Annotated in this window: 26 protein-coding genes and 1 pseudogene; 8 read left to right on the top strand and 19 right to left on the bottom strand. The window is 62.7% G+C overall.

Annotated features, from left to right (window positions below; translation table 11 throughout):
- Positions 1–109 precede the first annotated feature (109 nt).
- The 14 genes from queC to aspS all read right to left on the bottom strand — a co-directional run bounded on the left by queC (position 110) and on the right by aspS (position 11,881).
- Positions 110–784 carry a 7-cyano-7-deazaguanine synthase QueC gene (gene queC, locus IP89_RS20120; protein WP_043311506.1) on the bottom strand — a complete coding sequence of 225 codons (675 nt, stop codon included), beginning with the start codon at positions 782–784 and terminating at the stop codon, positions 110–112.
- Positions 785–798: 14 nt separating this feature from the next.
- Positions 799–1,446, bottom strand: a complete 648-nt coding sequence (gene queE, locus IP89_RS20115) for a 7-carboxy-7-deazaguanine synthase QueE (protein WP_177326907.1) — start codon at positions 1,444–1,446, stop codon at positions 799–801.
- Between the two features lie 185 nt (positions 1,447–1,631).
- Entirely contained in the window at positions 1,632–2,447 is an 816-nt protein-coding gene (gene ybgF / locus IP89_RS20110) for a tol-pal system protein YbgF (protein WP_043311503.1), read from the bottom strand.
- Positions 2,448–2,453: 6 nt separating this feature from the next.
- Entirely contained in the window at positions 2,454–2,951 is a 498-nt protein-coding gene (gene pal, locus IP89_RS20105) for a peptidoglycan-associated lipoprotein Pal (protein ID WP_043311502.1), read from the bottom strand.
- Positions 2,952–3,007: 56 nt separating this feature from the next.
- Entirely contained in the window at positions 3,008–4,306 is a 1,299-nt protein-coding gene (tolB, locus tag IP89_RS20100) for a Tol-Pal system beta propeller repeat protein TolB (protein WP_043311501.1), read from the bottom strand.
- On the bottom strand, positions 4,303–5,262 hold the full coding sequence (gene tolA, locus IP89_RS20095; protein ID WP_043311500.1) for a cell envelope integrity protein TolA: 960 nt from the start codon (positions 5,260–5,262) through the stop codon (positions 4,303–4,305). Before tolA ends, tolB begins: the two co-directional genes overlap by 4 nt.
- Positions 5,262–5,720: a protein TolR gene (tolR, locus tag IP89_RS20090; RefSeq protein WP_043311499.1), complete on the bottom strand. Its 459-nt coding sequence runs from the start codon at positions 5,718–5,720 to the stop codon at positions 5,262–5,264. The genes tolA and tolR overlap by 1 nt, the downstream gene beginning before the upstream one ends.
- A gap of 10 nt (positions 5,721–5,730) precedes the next feature.
- On the bottom strand, positions 5,731–6,402 hold the full coding sequence (gene tolQ / locus IP89_RS20085; protein WP_043311498.1) for a protein TolQ: 672 nt from the start codon (positions 6,400–6,402) through the stop codon (positions 5,731–5,733).
- A gap of 31 nt (positions 6,403–6,433) precedes the next feature.
- Complete coding sequence (gene ybgC / locus IP89_RS20080) at positions 6,434–6,889, bottom strand: tol-pal system-associated acyl-CoA thioesterase (RefSeq protein ID WP_043311497.1); 456 nt, start codon at positions 6,887–6,889, stop codon at positions 6,434–6,436.
- A gap of 53 nt (positions 6,890–6,942) precedes the next feature.
- Positions 6,943–7,992 carry a Holliday junction branch migration DNA helicase RuvB gene (gene ruvB, locus IP89_RS20075; RefSeq protein ID WP_043311496.1) on the bottom strand — a complete coding sequence of 350 codons (1,050 nt, stop codon included), beginning with the start codon at positions 7,990–7,992 and terminating at the stop codon, positions 6,943–6,945.
- A gap of 3 nt (positions 7,993–7,995) precedes the next feature.
- Positions 7,996–8,601 (bottom strand): Holliday junction branch migration protein RuvA, encoded by a 606-nt coding sequence (gene ruvA, locus IP89_RS20070; protein ID WP_043311495.1) that lies wholly within the window; start codon positions 8,599–8,601, stop codon positions 7,996–7,998.
- A gap of 18 nt (positions 8,602–8,619) precedes the next feature.
- On the bottom strand, positions 8,620–9,144 hold the full coding sequence (gene ruvC / locus IP89_RS20065) for a crossover junction endodeoxyribonuclease RuvC (RefSeq protein ID WP_043311494.1): 525 nt from the start codon (positions 9,142–9,144) through the stop codon (positions 8,620–8,622).
- Positions 9,145–9,278: 134 nt separating this feature from the next.
- Entirely contained in the window at positions 9,279–10,028 is a 750-nt protein-coding gene (locus IP89_RS20060) for a YebC/PmpR family DNA-binding transcriptional regulator (protein WP_043311493.1), read from the bottom strand.
- A gap of 77 nt (positions 10,029–10,105) precedes the next feature.
- The gene (aspS, locus tag IP89_RS20055) at positions 10,106–11,881 is read right to left on the bottom strand and encodes an aspartate--tRNA ligase (RefSeq protein WP_043311492.1); all 1,776 of its coding nucleotides are present in this window, start codon (positions 11,879–11,881) and stop codon (positions 10,106–10,108) included.
- Positions 11,882–12,119: 238 nt separating this feature from the next.
- Between aspS and IP89_RS20050 the strand changes: the two genes are divergently transcribed.
- From IP89_RS20050 to IP89_RS23780, 5 genes and pseudogenes are all read left to right on the top strand, one after another.
- Positions 12,120–13,232 carry an HD domain-containing phosphohydrolase gene (locus tag IP89_RS20050; RefSeq protein WP_043311491.1) on the top strand — a complete coding sequence of 371 codons (1,113 nt, stop codon included), beginning with the start codon at positions 12,120–12,122 and terminating at the stop codon, positions 13,230–13,232.
- A gap of 152 nt (positions 13,233–13,384) precedes the next feature.
- Complete coding sequence (locus IP89_RS20045; RefSeq protein WP_043311489.1) at positions 13,385–13,855, top strand: Dps family protein; 471 nt, start codon at positions 13,385–13,387, stop codon at positions 13,853–13,855.
- 111 nt (positions 13,856–13,966) lie between these two features.
- Positions 13,967–15,034: a GGDEF domain-containing protein gene (locus IP89_RS20040; RefSeq protein ID WP_043311488.1), complete on the top strand. Its 1,068-nt coding sequence runs from the start codon at positions 13,967–13,969 to the stop codon at positions 15,032–15,034.
- Between the two features lie 138 nt (positions 15,035–15,172).
- Positions 15,173–15,448: pseudogene (locus tag IP89_RS23825) on the top strand (cold shock domain-containing protein membrane protein); the annotation flags it as partial.
- Between the two features lie 87 nt (positions 15,449–15,535).
- Positions 15,536–15,781 carry a cold-shock protein gene (locus IP89_RS23780; RefSeq protein ID WP_256203172.1) on the top strand — a complete coding sequence of 82 codons (246 nt, stop codon included), beginning with the start codon at positions 15,536–15,538 and terminating at the stop codon, positions 15,779–15,781.
- A gap of 48 nt (positions 15,782–15,829) precedes the next feature.
- Here the strand turns inward: IP89_RS23780 and IP89_RS20030 are convergent, their stop codons facing one another.
- Entirely contained in the window at positions 15,830–16,036 is a 207-nt protein-coding gene (locus IP89_RS20030) for a SlyX family protein (RefSeq protein WP_043311486.1), read from the bottom strand.
- Positions 16,037–16,039: 3 nt separating this feature from the next.
- Positions 16,040–16,465, bottom strand: coding sequence for an HIT domain-containing protein (locus IP89_RS20025; protein WP_043311485.1), 426 nt, complete (start codon positions 16,463–16,465; stop codon positions 16,040–16,042).
- Between the two features lie 676 nt (positions 16,466–17,141).
- On the opposite strand from IP89_RS20025, the gene IP89_RS20020 reads away from it, so the two are divergent.
- The gene (locus IP89_RS20020) at positions 17,142–18,413 is read left to right on the top strand and encodes an OprD family porin (protein WP_043311484.1); all 1,272 of its coding nucleotides are present in this window, start codon (positions 17,142–17,144) and stop codon (positions 18,411–18,413) included.
- 99 nt (positions 18,414–18,512) lie between these two features.
- Here IP89_RS20020 and IP89_RS20015 read toward each other — a convergent pair whose 3' ends face one another.
- Positions 18,513–18,920 (bottom strand): PaaI family thioesterase, encoded by a 408-nt coding sequence (locus IP89_RS20015; protein ID WP_256203171.1) that lies wholly within the window; start codon positions 18,918–18,920, stop codon positions 18,513–18,515.
- Positions 18,921–19,021: 101 nt separating this feature from the next.
- Here IP89_RS20015 and IP89_RS20010 point away from each other — a divergent pair, with 101 nt between their 5' ends.
- Positions 19,022–20,737, top strand: a complete 1,716-nt coding sequence (locus IP89_RS20010; RefSeq protein WP_043311482.1) for a proline--tRNA ligase — start codon at positions 19,022–19,024, stop codon at positions 20,735–20,737.
- Positions 20,738–20,757: 20 nt separating this feature from the next.
- Positions 20,758–21,708 carry a hypothetical protein gene (locus tag IP89_RS20005; RefSeq protein ID WP_043311481.1) on the top strand — a complete coding sequence of 317 codons (951 nt, stop codon included), beginning with the start codon at positions 20,758–20,760 and terminating at the stop codon, positions 21,706–21,708.
- Here IP89_RS20005 and IP89_RS20000 read toward each other — a convergent pair whose 3' ends face one another.
- Complete coding sequence (locus IP89_RS20000; protein WP_043311480.1) at positions 21,709–21,981, bottom strand: acylphosphatase; 273 nt, start codon at positions 21,979–21,981, stop codon at positions 21,709–21,711. It lies immediately after the preceding gene.
- A gap of 5 nt (positions 21,982–21,986) precedes the next feature.
- The gene (locus IP89_RS19995; protein WP_043311479.1) at positions 21,987–22,454 is read right to left on the bottom strand and encodes a TlpA disulfide reductase family protein; all 468 of its coding nucleotides are present in this window, start codon (positions 22,452–22,454) and stop codon (positions 21,987–21,989) included.

The raw sequence follows: 22,454 nt of genomic DNA, 5'->3' as shown, positions 1-22,454 counted from the left end.
CTACGACCAATTGGTTAAAAGCCAACTGCTCTACCGACTGAGCTAACGACCCAACGCGGAGCGCATGATACTGATTTAATTCAGGAAATCAACACCCCGCGAGAAAATTTTAGGCGTAACGGGTCGGATCTGCCACTCCAGCCGCCACGAAACCGGCCGCACGCAGGCGGCAGCTGTCGCATTTGCCGCAGGCGCGGCCGTCGTCATCGGCCTGGTAGCAGGACACCGTCAACCCGTAATCAACACCATGCTGCAGGCCGATCTGCACGATCTGCGCCTTGGACAATTCCTGCAGCGGCGCCTGGATGCGGAAGCCCTCGCCCTCCACACCCTCGCGGGTCGCCAGATTGGCCATGCGCTCGAAGGCGGAGATGAACTCGGGGCGGCAATCCGGGTAGCCGGAATAATCCACCGCATTGACCCCGATGAAGATGTCATGGGCGCCCAGCACCTCGGCCCAGCCCAGCGCCAGGGAGAGGAACACCGTGTTGCGCGCCGGCACATAGGTCACCGGGATACCTTCGGTGGGCGCCTCCGGCACGGCAATGCTGCTATCGGTCAGGGCCGAGCCACCCATGCCGTTGAGGTTGAGGCCGATCACCTTGTGCTCGACCACGCCCAACTGCTGGGCCACGCGCTCGGCAGCCTGCAGCTCGGCGCGATGGCGCTGGCCGTAATCGAAACTCATGCTGTAGCAGGCGAAGCCCGCCGCCTTGGCCTGGGCCAGGACGGTGGCCGAATCCAGGCCACCGGAAAGGAGTACAACGGCTTTCTTGTCAGTCATTTCAATGCACCCCATCAGTGGCCAGGCTCGTCATTCCAGAGAATCTTGTGCAGCTGCAGCTGGAAACGCACCGGCAGGTTGTCGGCAACGATCCAGTCGGCCAGGGCGCGACTATCCACCTGCTTGTGGCTTGGCGAGAACAGCACCTCACCGGCACGCTCGGCCAGGTGGTATTCGATCAGCTTGGAGACAGCCCAGTCGTAGTCTTCGCGCGAGCAGATGACGAACTTGACCTGATCATTGCCAGTCAGCTCGTTCATGTTGCTGTAGAGATTGCGCGAGACCTCCAGGGAGCCCGGAGTCTTGAGGTCGACCACACGACTGACGCGGCGGTCGGTCGGCGCGATATCCATGGCGCCGCTGGTCTCCAGGGAGACCTGATAGCCGGCGTCGCACAGGCGCTCCAGCAGTGGCACGCAGTTGGGCTGGGCCAATGGCTCGCCACCCGTGACACAGACGTAACGCGGCTTGTAGCCCGCCACCTGCTCGAGGATGGCATCCAGGCTCATGATTTCGCCGCCACTGAAGGCATAGGCGGTGTCGCAGTACTGGCAGCGTAGCGGGCAGCCAGTCAGGCGGACGAACACAGTGGGCAGGCCACTGGTCGAAGTCTCGCCCTGCAACGAGTAAAAAATCTCGGTAATGCGCAGGGTTGTTTGCATATCGGCACCGGGCGTGACGGCGAAACAGGCCATCCGCCTCCGTTGCGGGTGAATCGGGGCGGCGATTCTAAACGAAAAAACAGTGGGAGTGATTTCCGCCGCCGCGCAGGCGACGACACGTCAGCGCCACAAGAAGCAAAAAGCCCGCGACTAGCGCGGGCTTTTCGGTGGAGGGCTACGCCGAGTCAGGGCAGGCGCTGCAGATCGCGCTGCGCCAGCTGGGCGGCCGACGAGCCAGGATACTGGGCGATCAGCTGCTGCAGGATGCCCTTGGCTCGGTCAGTGTTGCCCATGCGCTGTTCGACATCGGCCAGCTTGAACAACGAGTCCGGCACCTTGGCATGGGTCGGATAGCTGGCAGCCACTTGAGCGAAGGCCTTGCCGGCGCCCTGCAGGTTGCCTTGGGCCAGGTTGACCTCACCCAGCCAGTACTGGGCGTTGCCGGCGTACTGACTCTGCGGGAACTTGCGCAGGAAACCTTCGAAAGCCTGGCTGGCCTTGGCGAAGTCCTTGGCCTTGATCAGGTCGAAGGCAGCGTCGTAGTACAGCTTTTCCTTCGCCGGGTCGGCCGGTTCGTTGCTGGCTGCCGGAGCCTGCTGGGCAGGGGCAGCTGGAGTGCCGGCGGCGTTGATCGCGCCATCGGCCGGGGGATTCTGTGCAGGTGCCTGTTGTGCACCGGCGGCACCGCCTTGCAGGCGGCTGTCGAGATCCTGGTAGCGCGCCTGGCTCTCTTGCTTGAGGCGTGCGATCTCGTTCTGCTGCTCTTCAACCTGACCGCGCAGTTGCGCAATGTCCTGTTGCATCTGCTGCAGTTGCATGAACAGTTCGCCCTGCGCCGAAACCGGGGCGGCTGCCCCAGTTCCGGCGTAGGCGCCGCTCGTACCGTAACCGACTGGCGGATAGCTGCTACCGGAGCCGCCATCTACCACGGGAACCTCCGCCACTGCCGCGAGCGGCAGGGCGAAAACCAGAGAGGTCAGGATACGAGGGCACTTACGCATAGCGAATTACTTGCGCAGTTCGACGCGGCGGTTCTGAGCCCAGGAGGACTCGTCGCTGCCGGTAGCAACCGGACGCTCTTCACCGTAGGAAACCAGTTCCAGCTGAGCCGGGGAAACGCCCTGCAGAACCAGGTAGCGCTGAACGGCCTTGGCACGACGCTCGCCCAGAGCCATGTTGTACTCGCGGGTGCCGCGCTCGTCGGTGTGGCCTTCCAGAACGACGCGAGCGCCGTTGCCTTTCAGGTCCTTGGCGTGTACGTCCAGAGCGCGCATGGCTTCCGGCTTCAGGTCGGAGCTGTCGTACTCGAAGTAGAAGGTGGTGATGGCGCGCAGAGCGGCTTCTTCGCTCAGAGCACCGTCAACGCCGCTGCCGCCAGCGTTGTAGCCAGCGTTCGGGTCAACAGCGCCTTCGCCGGAAGCGTCGCCGCCTTTGGACGAGCAACCAACAGCCACGGCCAGAGCCAGGCTCAGAGCGGCAAATTTGCCAAATTTCAGCATTTCCATGGTGTAGCTCCTAATGATTTCTAGGTGTGTTTACAGCAGAAAGTCTTGGTACCGCATCAGTTCAGGAAAGGCGACCAGGAGGGTTCCCGGACATCACCTTGCGCGGTGGGAATCGGGAGCCTGACACGCCCATTGGTGGACACGAGCATTAGCACTCCACGGCCCTGCTGGCGGGTGGCGTAGATTAGCATGGTGCCATTGGGCGCAACAGTGGGCGAGTCGTCCAGGCTGGTCTCGGAAAGGATGCGCAGGCGGCTGGTTACCAGGTCCTGTGCAGCCACCTTGAAGTTGGTGAAGCCGTCCTGACGATGGATCATCACCAGGGTCTTCTCGTCGGCCGACAATTTCGGGTTGGCGTTGTAGTTACCGGTGAAGGTCACACGCTGGGCGCTGCCGCCGGAGATGCTCTGCTTGTAGATCTGCGGCTTGCCGGCGCGGTCGCTGGTGAAGTACAGGGTCTGGCCGTCTTTACCCCAGAACGGCTCGGTCTCGATCGAGCCGGAGTTGGTCACGCGCTGGATCTGGCGCGAGCCCAGGTCCATCACGTAGATCTCCGGATTGCCGTCCTTGGACAGCACGAAGGCCAGGCGATTGCCATCCGGCGAGAAGGCCGGGGCGCCGTTGAGGCCTTCGAAGTTGGTCAGCTGCTCGCGGCGACCAGTGTCGATGTGCTGCATGAAGATGCGCGGGCGACGCTGCTCGAAGGACACGTAGGCAATGCGGCGGCCATCCGGCGCGTAGCGCGGCGACAGGATCGGCTCGCGCGACTGCAGCAGGGTCACACCGCGGGCACCGTCGTAGTCGGAGCGCTGCAGGGTGTAACGGGTGTTGTTCACGCCGAAACGCTCGGCAGTGACATAGAGCATTTTGGTGGAGAAGGCGCCCTTGATACCGGTCAGCTTCTCGAAGGACTGGTCGGCAATGTGGTGCGCCATGTCTCGCAGTTGGTCGGTGGTACCGCCAACGGTGCCAGCCACGACCTGCTGCTGGGTCGCGACGTTGAACAGAGCGAACTGCACCTGCAGGCGCGCGCCATTCGGCACGATGCTGCCGACCATCACGTACTGGGCACCCAGGGCCTGCCAGTCGCGGTAGATGATCTCGGCGGCCGAGGTCGGCAGGCTGATCATGTTCTGCCGCGGGATCGGCTCGTACATGCCGCTGTTGCGCAGGTCATTGCCGATGATGGTGGACAGGTCCTCGGGCAGCACGGTGCCGCCCTGCCAGCCGAAGGGCACCACGGCGATAGGAATGGCGCGATCGCTACCGGTGGTCACCACCAGCGGGTCCGCCGCCTGCACCGAGCCGACCAGCATGGCCAGGCCGAGCAGAGCAATACGAATCAAGGTATTCACAGAGACAAATCCTCCGGTTTGAAAATCATCCGCCGCTGACGGTACATGGCGTTGAAGGTTGCACTATCCAGCTGTTGCATTTCCGGAATACGAACGACGTTCTTCACTGCCGCCACGGCGGAATTGTCGAACGGCGCATCGCCGCTGGAACGGGTGACCGAGGCGTTGACGATGGTGCCATCGGGCAGCATCTGGATCATCACTTCGACACTCATGCCATTGCGCGCCGATGGCGGACGCTGCCACTGCTCACTGACCAGCTTGATGATCAAGTCGTCGAGGCTACCGGCCACCTGATCGCCCACCTCGTCGGCCAGCGCCTGCTGACGCTCGGTGGTATCACCCAGCAACTCCGCCAGCGCCTGCGCCTTTTTGTCTTCGGCGGCCTTGCGTGCGGCTTCCTGGGCCTTTTTCTTCTTCGCAGCCTCGGCAGCCGCCGCTTTCTTCTTGGCGTCTTCCGCAGCTTTCTTCTTCGCCTGCTCGGCCGCTTTCTTGCGAGCCTCCTCGGCGGCAGCCTTTTTCTTCTCTTCTTCGGACTTCTTCTTGGCGATGTCGGCCTGCTTCTTCTGCTCGGCCGCCTTCTTCGCCTCTTCGGCTTTCTTGGCCTCGGCCTGCTTCTTGGCCTCAGCCTGTTTGGCCGCCTCGACTTTCTTTTGTTCCGCCGCTTCCTGCTTCTGCTGCTCTTCCTTCTTGGTCTCGAGCTGCTCCACCTCGTACTGGCGCGCCTTGGTCTTCTGGGCTTCGCCGGCAATCTTCTGATTGGTCTGGGTGGTCGCCTGGCTCTGCGACTTCAGCTGATACAGGGTAGCCTGCACGATGGGACGCGCCGGCGGCAGCTCCGGGGCGAAGTGGAAGCTGACGAACAGCATGGCGAACAGCAGGACGTGGATGGACACCGCCCAGACCGTTGGCCAGAAGTAGCTTTCCGAGGAGGAGCGAACGCTCTTCTGCTGCATCAGGGCGCCTCGGTGATCAGCCCGACGTTGCCCACGCCGGCTTCCTGCAGGCCACCCATCACGGCCATGACCGAGCCGTAGTCCACGGCCTTGTCGCCGCGCACGAAGACCTGGACCTTCTTACCCTGGGCGGCGTTCTGATTCATGATCGCGCCGACCGTCTGCACCAGCGCAGGCAACGCAGTGGCAGTCTCGCTGGCCTTGCCCTGGTCCGGGTCGACTTCCTCGCCCATGTTCCAGTAGTAGGTCTTGTCGGCCTTGATCGAGATGGTCAGCACGCGAGAGTTGTTGTCCTGCGGCAGCGCTTCACTGGAAACCTTGGGCAGGTCGACCTTGACGCCCTGGTTGAGCATCGGCGCGGTCACCATGAAGATCACCAGCAACACCAGCATCACGTCGATGTAAGGCACGACGTTCATCTCGGCGACTGGCTTGCGTCTGTTGCGAATTCTGGCCATGGGCTGAGCCTCAGTCCTCGCTGGTGTGCACTTTGCGGTGCAGGATCGCCTGGAACTCGTCGGCAAAGGTGTAGTAACGGCCGATCAGGCGCTCGCCTTGCGCCGAGAAGCGGTTGTAGGCGATTACTGCAGGAATGGCGGCGAACAAGCCGATGGCGGTAGCGATCAGCGCTTCGGCGATACCCGGAGCCACGGTGGCCAGGGTGGCCTGCTGGACCTGGGCCAGACCGCGGAAGGAGTTCATGATGCCCCACACGGTACCGAACAGACCGATGTACGGGCTGGTGGAACCGACGGTAGCGAGGAACGGCAGGCTGGTTTCCAGTTTTTCCTCTTCACGCGAGATGGCCACGCGCATGGCACGGGCCACGCCATCCATCACCGCATCCGGATCGACGCCCGATTGCTGACGCAGGCGAGAGAACTCCTTGAAGCCGGCACGGAAGATCTGCTCGACGCCGCAGTCCGGGTCCGGGTTGCTGCCAGCCTGGCGATACAGCTTGGACAGATCGATACCCGACCAGAAGCGCTCCTCGAACACCTCGAGGGACTTCTTCGCTGCACGCAGCATGGTGCTGCGCTGGAAGATCATGATCCAGGAGGTGACCGAGGCGGCCACCAGGGCGAGCATGACCAGTTGCACCACCAGACTGGCATTGCTGATCAGGCTCCACATCGACATATGGTCAACGGCGTTGGCTGTTGCTTCCACGCTACTCTCCTACCGATCCTGCTGTGACTGTACCCATGCCCGCCGCGAAGGCTGTACGCAGCGCTTCGGGGATGGCACGGGGTTTCAAATTGTCGGCCCGCACGCAGGCCACCACGAACTGCCCCTCGCAGAGCAGTGCCCCATCCGTTGCCCGCCGTACCTGTTGACGAAAGCGCAGGCTGGCACGGTTTAACTCGATCACCTCGGCGGTGATAAAAAGTTCGTCGTCCAGCTTGGCCGGCGCGTGATAGCGCGCTTCGGCGGAATGCACGACGAACAGGAGGTTCTCGCCCACCAGCTGCGACTGGGCAAAACCCAGATTACGCAGGCACTCGGTACGAGCCCGCTCCATGAATTTGAGGTAATTGACGTAGTAGACGATGCCGCCAGCGTCGGTGTCCTCGTAATACACCCGACACTTGAGGGCAAAAGGCTGGGCCTCGTTTTGCGCGCGCATACTCTAGTGTTTACTCCTGGCCTTGCCAATCCGGGCAAGCCGTTGTTTTGCAACTATTCGTCGCCGCCGAACAGGTCCGCTACCGGGGCATCGCCCAGGCGCTTCGGCAGATTCAGGCCGAAATGCAGGTAGGCATGGCGAGTCACCACCCTCCCCCTCGGCGTGCGCATGATGTAGCCCTGCTGGATCAGGTACGGCTCCAGCACGTCCTCGATGGTACCGCGCTCCTCGCCGATGGCGGCGGCCAGGTTGTCGATGCCTACCGGGCCGCCATCGAACTTGTCGATCATGGCCAGCAGTAGACGGCGGTCCTGGTGGTCGAAGCCACGTTCGTCGACATCCAGCATGTTCAGCGCCTGATCGGCGATCTCTCGACTGATCTGACCGCTGGCGCGCACCTCAGCGAAATCGCGTACGCGGCGCAGCAGGCGGTTGGCGATACGCGGTGTACCACGGGCGCGGCGGGCGATCTCAAAGGCACCTTCCGGGTCGATGGTCAGGCCGAGAATGCCGGCCGAACGGCTGACGATAGTGGCCAGGTCAGCACTGGAGTAGAACTCCAGGCGCTGAACGATACCGAAGCGGTCTCGCAGCGGGTTGGTCAGCATGCCGGCGCGAGTCGTGGCGCCGACCAGGGTGAAGGGCGGCAGGTCGAGCTTGATCGAACGTGCAGCCGGACCTTCGCCGATCATGATGTCGAGCTGGAAGTCCTCCATGGCCGGGTACAGGACTTCCTCGACCACCGGCGACAGGCGATGGATCTCGTCGACGAACAGCACGTCGCCCGGCTCCAGGTTGGTCAGCAGCGCAGCCAGATCACCCGGGCGCTCCAGCACCGGCCCCGAGGTGCTCTTGATCGATACGCCCATTTCCTGAGCGATGATGTTGGCCAGGGTGGTTTTACCCAGACCGGGCGGACCGAAGATCAGGGTGTGGTCGAGGGCTTCCTGGCGATTCTTGGCGGCCTGAATGAACAGCTCCATCTGTTCGCGCACCACCGGCTGACCGATGTACTCGGCCAGCTTGAGCGGGCGAATGGCACGGTCCAGCTGTTCGTCGCGCTCACGGGCGCTGGCGGTGATCAGGCGGTCGGCGTCTATCACTTCTTACACCATTCCTTTCAGGGCACGGCGGATCAGCTCTTCGCTGGACAGCCCTTCTTCCTGTACGACGGCCACGGCCTTGCTGGCCTCCTGCGGCTTGAAGCCGAGCGAGATCAGCGCGCTGACGGCATCGCTCTCCGCGCTTGAGACTGCCACGCCGGCGCGGGGTTCCACTACCAGTGGCGCGATGGACGGCATGGTCTCCCAGGCCTTGAAGCGATCCTTGAGCTCCACCAGCAGGCGCTCGGCGGTCTTCTTGCCGACACCGGGAATCTTCACCAGGGTCGAGGTGTCCTGGGCCTGCACGCAACGCACCAGTTCATCTACTTCCAGGCCGGACATCAGTGCCAGGGCCAGCTTGGGGCCGACGCCGTTGAGCCGGATCAGCTCACGGAACAGCTCTCGCTCGCGCTTCTCGGCGAAGCCATAGAGCAGATGAGCGTCTTCGCGCACCACCAGATGGGTATGCAAGGTCACCGGCTGGCCCACGGACGGCAGGCGGTAGAGGGTGGTCATCGGCACTTCCACTTCGTAGCCGACACCATTGACGTCGAGGATCAGGTGCGGCGGCTGCTTCTCCGCCAGATTGCCCTTGAGGCGTCCGATCACGAATTGGTTTCCTTATGTTTACAGGCGCAGGCGCCCGCTACGACGCTTGGCGCCGAGCAGGTTGTGGGGAATCAGGCTCTGCCGGTGATGGGCATGGCAGAGGGCGATGGCCAGGGCGTCGGAGGCGTCGATCTGCGGCTTCTGCACCAGCTTGAGCAGGTGCATCACCATCATCATTACCTGCTGCTTGTCGGCGCCGCCGGTGCCGGCAATCGCCTGTTTGACCTGGCTGGCGGTGTATTCGTTGACGTCCAGCCCCGCCTCGATGCTGGCGACGATGGCCGCACCGCGGGCCTGGCCAAGCTTGAGCGCGGAGTCGGCATTCTTGGCCATAAACACCTGCTCGATGCCCATGGTCACTGGGCCGTGCTGGCGAATCACCTCGCTGACACCGCGGAACACCACCTGCAGGCGCTCAGCAAGCGAGCCGTCACCGGTGCGTATACAGCCAGAAGCGACGTACTCGCAGCCGCGCCCGGTGTCGCGCACCACGCCATAGCCGGTGATGCGCGAGCCGGGGTCGATGCCAAGGATCAGGGTCATGCAGCGTTGCGCTCCGCAGGCCGTAGCACTGTCTATTTATCCAGCCGCGAGTATACGGAGCGGCGCGCATATAAAAAAGCCGGAAGCGCATGAGCGGCTTCCGGCTTTTTCGTACGACGAGAGCGCAGCGGACGTCAGTCCAGCTGCTCCATGAGCTCGTCGGGGATTTCCGCGTTGTGGTAGACGTTCTGCACGTCGTCCAGGTCCTCAAGCATGTCGATCAGCTTGAGCACCTTCTTGGCGGTTTCCAGGTCGGTGATCGGCGCCATGGTCGAAGGGATCATCGCCACTTCGGCCTCTTCGCCCTTGAAGCCGGCAGCGGTCAGCGCCTCGTTGACCGCGAGGAAGTCGGCGAAGCTGGTGGACACCAGCGCGGAGCCGTCCTCGCCCATCTCCACGTCATCTGCGCCGGCCTCCAGGGCCGCCTCCATCAGGGCATCTTCGCTGACGCCCGGAGCGAAGCTGATCTGCCCCTTGCGCTCGAACATGTAGGCCACCGAACCGTCGGTGCCGAGGTTGCCGCCGCACTTGGTGAAGGCGTGGCGCACGTCGGCGGCGGTGCGGTTGCGGTTGTCGGTCATGGCTTCGATGATGATCGCCACGCCACTCGGCGCATAGCCCTCGTAGCTCAGCTCGATCATGTTGTCGGCTTCGGTGTTGCCGGCGCCACGGGCGATGGCGCGGTCGATCACGTCACGCGACATGTTGGCCGTGAGGGCCTTATCGACCGCCAGACGCAGGCGCGGGTTGTCCGCCGGCACGCCACCGCCATGCTTGGCGGCCACGGTCAGCTCACGAATCAGCTTGGTGAAGATCTTGCCGCGCTTGGCGTCCTGGCGCCCCTTGCGGTGCTTGATGTTGGCCCATTTGGAATGACCGGCCATAACTCACTCCGTTTCTTTCGGTTTTGTAGTGCCTGAAATGCAAGGAGCCTGGCATGCCAGGCTCCTATTGCTACCGCTTACTCAGCCTTGGGCTGTTCGCGCAGGCGGATATGCAGCTCGCGCAGCGCCTTGGCATCGACGATGCCCGGAGCCTGGGTCATGACACAGGCAGCGCTCTGGGTTTTCGGGAAGGCGATCACTTCACGAATCGAGCTGGCGCCGGTCATCAGCATCACCAGGCGATCCAGGCCGAAGGCCAGGCCACCGTGGGGCGGAGCACCGAACTTCAGGGCGTCGAGCAGGAAGCCGAACTTCTCCTGCTGTTCGTCTTCGCTGATGCCGAGCACGCGGAACACGGTCTGCTGCATGGCCTTGTCGTGGATGCGGATGGAGCCGCCACCCAGCTCGGTACCATTGAGCACCATGTCGTAGGCACGCGACAGGGCGGCGGCCGGGTTGGCCTCCAGCTCTTCCGGGGTGCACTTCGGCGCGGTGAACGGGTGGTGCATGGCGGTCAGGCTGCCGTCATCGTTCTCTTCGAACATCGGGAAGTCGACGACCCACAGCGGCGCCCACTCGCAGGTGAGCAGGTTCAGATCGTGGCCGACCTTGATACGCAGGGCGCCCAGGGCGTCGCAGACGACCTTGGCCTTGTCGGCACCGAAGAACACGATGTCGCCATCGACGGCGCCAACGCGGTCGAGGATGACCTTGAGGTTGTCTTCCGGGATGAACTTGACGATCGGCGACTGCAGGCCTTCCACGCCCTTGGCGCGCTCGTTGACCTTGATGTAGGCCAGGCCCTTGGCGCCGTAGTTGCCGACGAACTTGGTGTAGTCGTCGATCTGGCTACGCGGCATGGAGGCGGCACCCGGTACGCGCAAGGCGGCGACGCGGCCTTTCGGGTCGTTGGCCGGGCCGGAGAACACCTTGAACTCGACGCCCTGCAGCTGATCGGCAACGTCCACCAGCTCCAGCGGAATACGCAGGTCCGGCTTGTCGGAACCGAAGCGACGCATGGCTTCGGCCAGAGTCATGTGCGGCAGCTCGCCGAACTCCAGATCCAGCACTTCCTTGAACAGGTTGCGGATCATGGTTTCGGTGATGCCCATGATGTCGCTTTCATCGAGGAAGCTGGTCTCGATGTCGATCTGGGTGAATTCCGGCTGACGGTCGGCACGCAGGTCTTCGTCGCGGAAGCACTTGGCGATCTGGTAGTAACGGTCGAAGCCGGCCACCATCAGCAGCTGCTTGAACAGCTGCGGCGACTGCGGCAGGGCGAAGAAGCTGCCAGCGTGGGTACGGCTCGGCACCAGGTAGTCGCGCGCGCCTTCCGGAGTGGCACGGGTCAGGATCGGGGTTTCGACGTCGAGGAAGCCGTTGTCGTCGAGGTAGCGGCGGATGCTGCTGGTGATGCGCGAACGCAGCTTCAGCTTCTCGGCCATTTCCGGGCGACGCAGGTCGATGAAGCGGTAGCGCAGGCGGGTTTCCTCGCCGACGTCGGTGTATTCGTTGAGCGGGAACGGCGGAGTTTCCGCCTCGTTCAGCACTTCGAGCTCGTAACCCAGCACTTCGATGGCGCCAGACGCCATGTTGGCGTTGCGCGCGCCCTCGGGGCGCAGGCGCACCTTGCCGGTGATCTTCACCACGTACTCGCTGCGTACGCGGTCGGCCTTGGCGAAGGTCTCGGCGCGATCCGGGTCGAACACCACCTGGGCCAGGCCTTCACGGTCACGGATATCGAGGAAGATCACGCCACCATGGTCGCGACGGCGGTGGACCCAGCCGCAAAGGGTGATTTCCTGGCCGTCCAGGCTCTCGTTCAACTGGCCGCAATAGTGGCTGCGCATCATGGTCGTGGTTCGCTTCTCTAGATCAGTCTTGAATTCGCACCCGGCCGGCCCGGGCTCGCCCTGCAGGTAAATAGCAGGCATTTTCTGCAATTTGCAGGGGAAAGCCGACCAATGGCGCCAAGCGCCTGGATCGCTGCACTTCCCGCATCCGCAGACAAGGGGCGGGATTATATAGGGTTAATCGCACCGGTGCAGCCGGGCTTTCTATACTGAGAATCCAGCCCCGCGGAGAGATGCCATGGCCCTGCCCCGCCCCGCCGACGTTCCCAGCGACCTGCTGGAGGAATTCCGCCTCGATACCGCCGAGCACCTGCCGCGGTGCGAGCAACTGCTGATCGAGCTGGAGAGCCACCCGCAGGATGGTTCGCGCCTGCGCGAACTGTTCCGCCTGGTGCACACCATCAAAGGCAGCCTCGGCTATGTGGAGCTGAATCACCTGCTCCCCCTGCCCCAGGCCATGGAAGACGTGCTGGACCGCCTGCGCGAGGGCAGCCTGCAGTTCGACAGCCTGCTCGGCGACATCCTGCTGCTGAGCCTGGACCAGCTACGCAACCTGATAGAAGCAGCCCTGGGCAGAGCCGAGCCCCCCGACCAGAGCCAGATCGCCAGCCAGTGCCAGGCCCTGCAGGCCCTGACCAGCGCCCCCGAAGCGCGGCAGACCGAGATTCGCCGCACCCTGCTCCTGCACCTAGCCCCCGAAACACGCCTGCAGCCGGTCGAAGTGGGGCCAGGGCAGCTGTCCCAGCTACTGGCGGAATACGGTATCGCCGAGAACGCCGACCTGACCTTCTTCGCCGAGCTGATGAGCGCCGGTGAGCATCGCTCCCCCTTCTGGCATGGCCGCGGCCTGCGCCTACTGAGCCTGGCCCTGGGCATGAACGAGACCGCAGGACAGCCGGTGGAGCCCGAACAGCTGGTCGCCGCGGTATGCCTGCACGACCTGGGCATGGCCTTCCTGCCCCTGGACCTGCTGCACAAGGAGGGCGAGCTGAGCCGCGAGGAGCGCAAACAGATGCAGTCGCACCCGCGCCAGGCCTGCGAGCTGCTCAAGCGTATGCCCAACTGGAGCAGCGCCAGCGAGATCATCCTGCAGCACCAGGAACACGCCGATGGAAGCGGCTACCCCAAGGGTCTGCACGAAGACGAGATCCACCCAGGTGCCCTGCTGCTGAACATCGCCGACACCTTCGACGCCCGCACCCACGAGCGCGCCCACCAGACCCTGAGCAAGCGCCCGCGCCTGCGCGCTATCCTCGAAATCAACAACCTGGCCGACCAGCAGTTCAGCGCCTACTGGGTGGAAGTCTTCAATCGCACCCTGCAGCTGCGACCGGAACTAGCACACCGGTGATAGACGGAACCGCAGCGGCACTCATAGTTTCCAAGCATTGCCTTCATTGACATAGATCGGGCAGGACGGCGCATACCCTGTGATAGGCTCCCAACCATCACGGGAGCGCCTAGCCCGGCTACTTTTAAGAGCCTGAAGAGGAGTAACAAGGTATGGAAATCAATATCGGCATCGCCGAACAGGACCGCGCAGCCATCGCCGAAGGCCTGTCGCGCCTGCTGGCCGACACCTACACCCTGTATCTGAAGACCCACAACTTCCATTGGAACGTCACCGGCCCGATGTTCAATACCCTGCACCTGATGTTCGAAGGGCAGTACACCGAGCTGGCCCTGGCCGTTGACGCCATCGCCGAACGTATCCGTGCGCTGGGCTTCCCGGCGCCAGGCACCTACGCGGCCTACGCCCGCCTGTCCTCGATCAAGGAAGAGGAAGGCGTGCCGACCGCGGACGAGATGATCAAACTGCTGGTCCAGGGCCAGGAAGCCGTCGTGCGCACCGCCCGCGGCATCTTCCCGCTGCTGGACAAGGTCAGCGACGAGCCGACCGCCGACCTGCTGACCCAGCGCATGCAGGTACACGAGAAGACCGCCTGGATGCTGCGCAGCCTGCTGGCTGCCTGATCGCACCAGCTATCGGTAACAGAGGCCCGGCTAGTCCGGGCCTTTTGCTAGGCGAAGCCCCCATGACTACTCTATCCTTTGCCTATCTCCTCCATTGCCACAGTGACGTGCATGAGCCAGCCCCCGAAAGCCCCCTCACTTCTCGAGCTCTACCCCGAAGAGACCCGCGAGGCTGCCGATCTGCTCAAACAAGCCGTCCCTCAGATGGTGCGCCACGACATCCCACCGAATCCGGTGCACTACGCGCTCTGGTACACCTACTGCCAGGGTGGCAATCCCGACCTTAATCGGCGCCTGGACAAGATCGTCAAAGACTTCACCAGCTTCCCGCCGGAAACGGCAGTCAAACTGTTCCGCGAATTCGTGATTCGCGGCGAACTGGAAGAGGCGCGTGCTGGCCAGCAGCAGGTGATCACGCTGGTCGACGACATAGAAGTTGACGTACAACGCAGCGTGAGCGGTAGCCAGCACTACCAGACCAGCCTGTCCCAGGGCCTTGCCGCACTGCAGGAGCCGATCGTCGACGACCTGCCTGGCGTACTCAACGATCTACAGCTGAGCACTCAGCAGATGCAGGAGCAGCAGGAGAAGTTTCTCTACCGCCTGCGCTCGGCCCAGTCGGAAATCCAGAACCTGCGCAGCCAGCTGGAACGAGCCCAGGCCGCCGCCACTCTGGACAGCCTGACCCATGTATTCAACCGCCATGCGTTCACCCGCCTGCTGGAACAGGCCCTGACCGGCGACACCAAAGGCCTGGCGCTGGTAATGCTGGATATCGACCACTTCAAGCAGTTCAACGACCAGTACGGACACCCGCTCGGTGATCGCGTGCTGCAGCACGTCGGCCAACTCCTGCGCGAACTGCTCCCGGCTCGCGGCGTGGCTGCGCGCTATGGTGGCGAAGAGTTCTGCGTAATCCTGCAGGACTGCTTCGATCTGGAGACTGCCGGCGAATTCGCCGAGCAGCTGCGCTTGAAGATCCAGGCCCTGCGGGTCAAGGTGCGTAGCACCGACAAGGTACTCGACACCATCACTGCCTCCTTCGGCCTGGCCCTGGCCGAAACCGGAGATAACTTCGAAAGCCTGGTCACTCGGGCCGACGATGCGCTCTATCAGGCCAAACGCAACGGCCGCAACCAGATCCACCCCGCGACCCCAGAACCCGCCCTAACCGCTTGATTTGAGTGGGCATCGCATCCCCTTTGCGGTTAAATAGCCGCGGTGTCGCATTGCTGCGACATAGGCGGTGCACCTCGTCCATTCACCGGACCGGCTCCGCTCCTCGATAGCCATCTCGAACAAGCGAGTTCCTTGACCATGTTGAAGATCGTCCACCTGATCACAGGCGGCGGCGCCCTGCTGCTGTCCTTCGCCCCCAGCCTGCGCAACGATGCCCTGCCGTACCTGCAACAACCCGATGCTATTTATCTGGCCCTGCTTGGCCTGACCAACCTGATCGCCGCGCCTCTTCTGTCGACTCGTCACGATGGTGCGCGCAACCAACTGCAAGCCCTGGTATCGGCGCTGCTGGTATTTGCCTGCGTGCTGCAAGCGCTGATTCTGCTCGCCCCACTGCCGCAGATCGGCAACCAGCCGGCCGTAGCCCTGACTCTCGCCACTCTGCTGGCCGCCACCGTGCTGCACCTGGCCATCAATCTCGGCAAGCGCACCTCACGCGCGATCTATACAGCCCCTCGCGAGAGCGACGACAACCGCGAGAGCGGCACCGTCAAATGGTTCAACACCTCCAAGGGCTTTGGCTTCATTTCGCGCGACAGCGGCGATGACATCTTCGTGCACTTCCGCGCCATCCGCGGCGAAGGCCACCGCATCCTGGTCGAAGGCCAGCGCGTCGAGTTCTCGGTGATGCAGCGCGACAAGGGCCTGCAGGCCGAAGACGTGATAGTCGCCCTGCCCGGTCGCTGATAACCTCGCAAAACAAAAAGCCCGCTTGATGCGGGCTTTTTTATGAGTTCAATAGTGCGGTGGCGGCGCCTCACCTTCGGCAATCCCGAACTGCCCCGCCATGTCTTCCTGTCGCCGCGCCAGGGCAGCGATCTGCAACTGCAAACGATCCAGCGCGAGCTGCTGCTCCACCACTACATCGTTCAGCGTGGCGATCACGTCATCCTGAAACGCCAGACGAGTCTCCAACTCGATGACACGAGACTCCAGATCCATGCTTCAGCCCTCCACGAATTGAAAGTGGCCGCCAAGCACCAGGCGCAGACGCCCGCGAACATCCGCAATCTCTACATCGGAATAGGCCCGAGCCGGGTGCTTGCCCCATACAGGAGCAGGCCAGGCCAGATCCTCACGGCGCCGTACTATCACATGCATGTGCAGCTGGCTCACCACATTACCCAGAGTAGCGACGTTCATCTTGTCGGCAGCGAACACATCCTTGAGAACCTCAGCCAAACGCGTGGTCTCCAGCCAGAGCTGCACCTGGTCGGCTGCATCCAGCTGGAACAGCTCACTCACCGCCTCACACCGAGGCACCAGAATGAACCATGGGTAGTTGGCGTCATTCATCAGCAACAAACGACACAGAGGGAAATCGCCCAGGACCAGCGTGTCCTGCTGCAAGCGGGAATCAAGGCTGAACATCTATATATCCTCCAACCGAACAGGCCGCGCAGCATATCGGTATGAGCCGAGCAATTCACCCACCCACGCTGCGACCAGACCACTGCACCGGAGTACCTCTTCAGGACGCCCACCAAGCACGCCCCAAAATCGAGCAACAGCCGATTTATTTCGCACAAAAACCGATCAACCACCACAGGTTGCACGTTACCTGCGAGTAAATTCCGCCACCACGACAGCTCCCGGTAACACCGTCGCAGACTGCAAGAGTGGAACTACCCCCTGCTGCCTTGCAATCAGCCCTGCGCCAGCCTCTCAGCCAGCACACTCTCAAGCAACGACAAAAGAATTATCGGCTTAACTACGAAAAAATCACTTTGTGCATGGAAGTTGCTTAGAGAGGAGCACCGTCGACATCGGCGCGCCTGAGAATGACTTGCAACGCCCTAAGCGATTGGATTTGCAGTCTTTTTCACAAGCGCCCGAAACGGGAAGATGGGCGGCAAAAATCTACAGAAATGCGACGTCGAAAATGTAAATTTGCGACGCACGCGTGAAGAACTTGTAGAGAATCAATGATATCTGTCGCCAACTTAAGTCCCCGTGCTATAAGTTAGCGCCGACACAAAAAGAAAGAGCCGCCCATACAAAAAGATATCGGGTAGCACAACTCTTCTAAACCAAAGGAGCAATCACAATGCAAGTGATGAAGTGGAGCGCACTGGCTCTGGCCGTGACCGCCGGTACCACCCAACTGGCGTTCGCCAGCGCACAGTCCGAGTCCAAGGGCTTCGTTGAAGACAGCAGCCTGAACCTGCTGCTCCGCAACACCTACTGGAACCGCGACTACAACAAAGGTGAATACGACCGTAACACTTGGGGTCAAGGCTTCATCGGCACCTTCGAGTCCGGCTTCACCCAAGGCACCGTCGGTGTCGGTGTTGACGCTTTCGGCCTACTGGGTCTGAAACTCGACGGCGGCCAAGGCGACATGTTCCCGGGCGAGCGCAAAGACTGGGACGATTCCGTTGGCCAAGCCGGCGCCGCTGTCAAAGTCCGCCTCTCCAACACTGTGATCAAATACGGCGACCAAATGCCGAACCTGCCGGTTCTGGCCTATGACGACTCCCGCCTGCTGCCGCAAAGCTTCACCGGCACCATGATCACCAGCAACGAGATCGAAGGTCTTGAGCTGAACGCTGGTCACTTCACTGCGGAAAGCCCAATGGCCAGCGCCGCTCGTGACGACGGCCGCCTGAAGTCCACCGATGTCGTTGGTGGTAGCTACCAATTCACCGACAACTTCAGCGCCGCCCTGTATTTCTCCGACGTTGAAGACGTCTACAAGAAGAAATATGCCAACGCTAACTGGACCATTCCGCTGGCCGAAGAACAGGCTCTGAACTTCGACTTCAACATCTACAAAACCGATTTCGACAAAGATTTCGTATCTGCCCTCGATACCACTGAAGACCCAGTGACCGGCGATGAAATTCCGGGCGCTCGCGAAAGCCAAGACAACACCATCTGGAGTCTGGCCGGTAAGTACAGCGTTGGTTCCCATGCATTCATCCTGGCCTACCAGCAGAACAGTGGCGACCGCGGCTACAGCTACGACTACGGTGACGGTGGCAGCTCCATCTGGCTTGCCAACTCCTACTACTCCGACTTCAACGCCAAAGACGAGAAATCCTGGCAGGCTAGCTACGAGCTGGACTTCGCCGGCTACGGCGTACCGGGTCTGAGCTGGAAAACCGCTTATGTCTACGGCTACGACATCGACGTAGGCGCTGGCAGCGACGCCAAAGAGCGCGAAATCTTCAACCAGGTCAAGTACACCATTCAGGAAGGCGCTGCCAAGGACCTGTCCTTCAAGGCTCGTAACTCGATCTACCGTACCGACAACCGTTACGGTACCGACCTGAACGAGTGGCGTCTGTTCGTCGAATACCCGCTGGAAATCCTGTAAGGATTTCTTCGAGTACACTCGAAGCAGTAAAAGAAACCCGGCCTAGGCCGGGTTTCTTGTTTTACGCGCAGGGATTTTATTGCGCAAATACCTGCCACATCAGAGTGGCAAGGCATAGGTCCCGGTGACATGCGCCACTAGCTCACCCTCCTCGCCCAGCGAGAAGAGCTGCACCTCGCACACCGCCTGGCGCCGCGACAAGCGCAGGATACGCGCCTCGGCAATCAGATCGACCGGCTTCGGCCGGGCCAGGAAGTTGATGTTGAGATTGGCCGTCAAGGCCATTTCCACCCGACCCAATCGACCCAGCACCACCGCATACATCGCCGCATCGGCGAGTGACATGATGGTCGGACCCGAAACCGTGCCCCCAGGGCGCACCAGCTTGCCCTGAAATGGCACCCGCGCCACCGCCCTCTCCGCATCCAGATGATCGATGCGCAGATCGATATCCTCGGCCATCGGCACTCCAGCGCGAATCAGCGCCTGCACCTGATCAGCGGTCAACTCCGCCATGCTCAACTCCCGGTCCGTCCTGTACGCCACATGGCTGGCACCGTACAATGCCGAGTCATTATTTGCCCTCGCAACCGACATAACGGCCAAACATGCGTACCAGTCAGTACCTGCTCTCGACCCTCAAGGAAACCCCCTCCGACGCCGTGGTGATCAGCCACCAGCTGATGCTGCGCGCCGGCATGATCCGCAAGCTGGCCTCTGGCATGTACACCTGGATGCCCATGGGCCTGCGCGTGCTGCGCAAGGCCGAAGCCGTGGTGCGCCAGGAGATGGTCGCCGCCGGCGCACTCGAAGTGCTGATGCCGGCCGTGCAGCCAGCCGAGCTGTGGCAGGAGTCCGGACGCTGGGAGCAGTACGGCCCCGAGCTGCTGCGCATCAAGGATCGCCATGATCGCGCCTTCTGCCTCGGCCCGACCCACGAGGAAGTGATTACCGATCTGGCCCGCAACGAGCTGAACAGCTACAAGCAGCTGCCGATCAACATGTTCCAGATCCAGACCAAGTTCCGCGACGAGATCCGTCCGCGCTTCGGCCTGATGCGCGGCCGCGAGTTCATCATGAAGGACGCCTACTCCTTCCACCTGGACCAGGCCTCGCTGCAGGAAACCTACGACCGCATGCACCTGGCGTACTGCAACGTGTTCAGCCGCCTGGGCCTGAATTTCCGTCCGGTACAGGCCGACACCGGTTCCATCGGCGGCACCGGCTCCCACGAATTCCACGTGCTGGCCGAGTCTGGTGAAGACGATATCGCCTTCAGCGACACTTCCGACTACGCCGCCAACATCGAGAAGGCCGAAGCCATCCCGCGCGAAACCGCACGCGGCGCCGCCAGCGAGGAGCTGCGTCTGGTCGATACGCCGGATGCCAAGACCATAGACGAGCTGGTCACCCAGTTCGGTCTGGCCATCGAGAAGACCATCAAGACCCTGGTGGTACATGCCGCCGAGGAAGGCAAGCTGATCGCCCTGATCGTTCGCGGCGACCACGAGCTGAACGAGATCAAGGCCGCCAACCACGAGCTGGTCGCCAGCCCGCTGGTGTTCGCCTCCGAAGCCGAGATTCGCGCCGCCATCGGTGCCGGCCCTGGTTCGCTAGGCCCGCTGAACCTGCCGATCGCCTGCGTGATCGACCGCTCGGTGGCGCTGATGAGCGACTTCGGCGCCGGTGCCAACGTCGACGATAAGCACTACTTCGGCCTCAACTGGGAGCGCGACCTGCCGCTGCCGGCCATCGCCGACCTGCGCAACGTGGTTGCCGGTGACCCCAGCCCGGACGGCCAGGGCACTCTGGTGATCAAGCGCGGCATCGAGGTCGGGCACATCTTCCAGCTCGGCACCAAGTACAGTGAGGCTATGGGCTGCAAGGTCCTGGGCGAGAGCGGTAAGCCGGTGACCCTGACCATGGGTTGCTACGGCATCGGCGTTTCCCGCGTGGTGGCCGCCGCCATCGAGCAGAACTGGGACGAACGCGGCATCCTCTGGACCGACGCCCTGGCGCCCTTCCAGATCGCCATCGTGCCGATGAAGTACGAGAACGAAGCAGTGCGCGAGGCGACCGACAAGCTCTACGCCGAGCTGACCGCCGCTGGCTACGAAGTGCTGCTGGATGATCGCGACAAGAAGACCAGCCCCGGCGTGAAATTCGCCGACATGGAGCTGATCGGCATCCCGCATCGCATCGTTGTCAGCGAGCGTGGCCTGACCGAGGGCACCTTCGAGTACAAGAACCGCCGCGAGAGCGACAACCAGCAGGTGGCCAGCGCCGACCTGTCGGCCTTCCTCGCCACGCGCATCAACCGCTGAGCCCCGACCAAGAAGCCCGCATGTTCCAGCGTCATATCCTCCGCACCGGCGCCGCCCTAATCGGCGCCCTCCTTCTGGTCGGCTGCGCCAACCATTTGCCGCAGCGCAGCGAACACGAAGAGCGCTTCGAGCGGCGCCTGCTCGACCATAGCCTGCAGATCGAAGTGGGCGAGCCCCGAGTGTTGGAGCTGCCGCAGCGCCGCGTGCGCATTCAGGAACAGAAGACCTTCGAGGTCACCGAGTTCGAGGTCACCCGTCGCTACGACCGCTACACCCCCTACCAGCCCTGGCGCGAGCTGTATGAAGTGCCGCTGGGCGCGGTAGCGATCGTTGCGGGGGTAGGCGCTAACGTGCTCAACGTGGTCATGCTCGGCCGCCTGCCAGACAGCGTCACCAAGGACTGGATCAGCTACGGCTTCGCCGGCATCAACCCGGCAATGAACGTCGAGTCCAACGGGCGCTCCCAGCAGAACCTGGCAACTATCGAAGAGACTCAGCGCGACCGACGCATGGAATACTCCAGCCTGCCCTGGGCCGAGCGCCCGGTGCTGGTCAAGGCCGGCCAGGACAGCCACGAGCTGACCACCGACCGCAACGGTATCCTGCGCCTCAACCTGCTCGACGGCCCCTTCGCCGACCACGACGCCAGCAAGGTCGGCGCCCTGGTGCTCAGCGTGGAAGACCCTCAGGACAGCGCCCGCGCCGAAGCCACCCTGCTGGTCAGCCGCGACCTGCGCGGCAAGCTGCGTGAAGCCCATGCACTGATCTACGACGACCTTGAGGACGACGAAGTCAGCCAGTGGGTCTATCGGGTCAAGCGCCTTTCCGACCTGGGCCTGGAAGAAGAAGCCAGCGAACTGGAACAGAGCCTGATCGAGCTGACGCGCAACGATCCGGAACTGCAGGAAGAGTTTCTCAAGAGCCTGATGAAGGACGCCGGTCGCCTGGCCGCAGACCCCGGCGAAGACTGATCAGCGCCGAATCACGAAGCCGGTGACGCCTTGCACCGGCTGCGACTCCAGCTCCAGCGCATCGACCCGCGCCCGCTCCGGGCCCGACTCCAGCCAGGCTGCCAGTTCGCGTACCGCGACCTCATCGCCCTCGACCAGCACCTCGACCCGGCCATCGGCCAGGTTGCGCACCCAGCCATTCAGATCGAGACGCTCAGCCTCTTCCAGAGTGTGCTGGCGAAAGCTCACGCCCTGCACCTTGCCGCTGACGAAGCCGTGCAAACAGATCGGCATATTCCTTACTCCTCAGCCTGCCAGTGAGCCAGGCGTGCCTGCAGGCCGGCGGCAGTCTGCTCGCCAACCAGGCGTTCGCGCAGACGGCCGCTGGCATCGATGATGTAGGTGACCGGCAACACATCGTTGCGCGGTAGTTCCAGCCGTGGCGCCGGGTCCTGCGCCAACACGGTGAAGCGGATATCGAAGGCGGCGGCAGCCTTGCTGAGCTGCTCGCCCTGCAGGGCGTCGAAATTCACGCCGAGCACGCGCGCGCCCGTGCCCTGCAGCTCAGCTTCGAGCCGATTGAGTTGCGGAATCTCGGTACGGCAGGGCTTGCACCACTCGGCCCAGTAATTGACCACCAACCACTGGTCTTCCAGCTGCTCAGCCGTTACCTTTCTCCCATGCTGATCGACGCCCCAGTCTTCGGCGCAGCCGGCCAGGAGAAGCCCGGCGCAGAGTCCCATCACCATCTGGAGTGGCCTTCCCAT

This window comes from Pseudomonas sp. ML96, assembly GCF_000761545.1.
Classification (GTDB): domain Bacteria; phylum Pseudomonadota; class Gammaproteobacteria; order Pseudomonadales; family Pseudomonadaceae; genus Aquipseudomonas.
The sequence above is the reverse complement of the archived record's forward strand: the minus strand, read 5'-3'. Positions and strand labels throughout refer to the sequence as shown.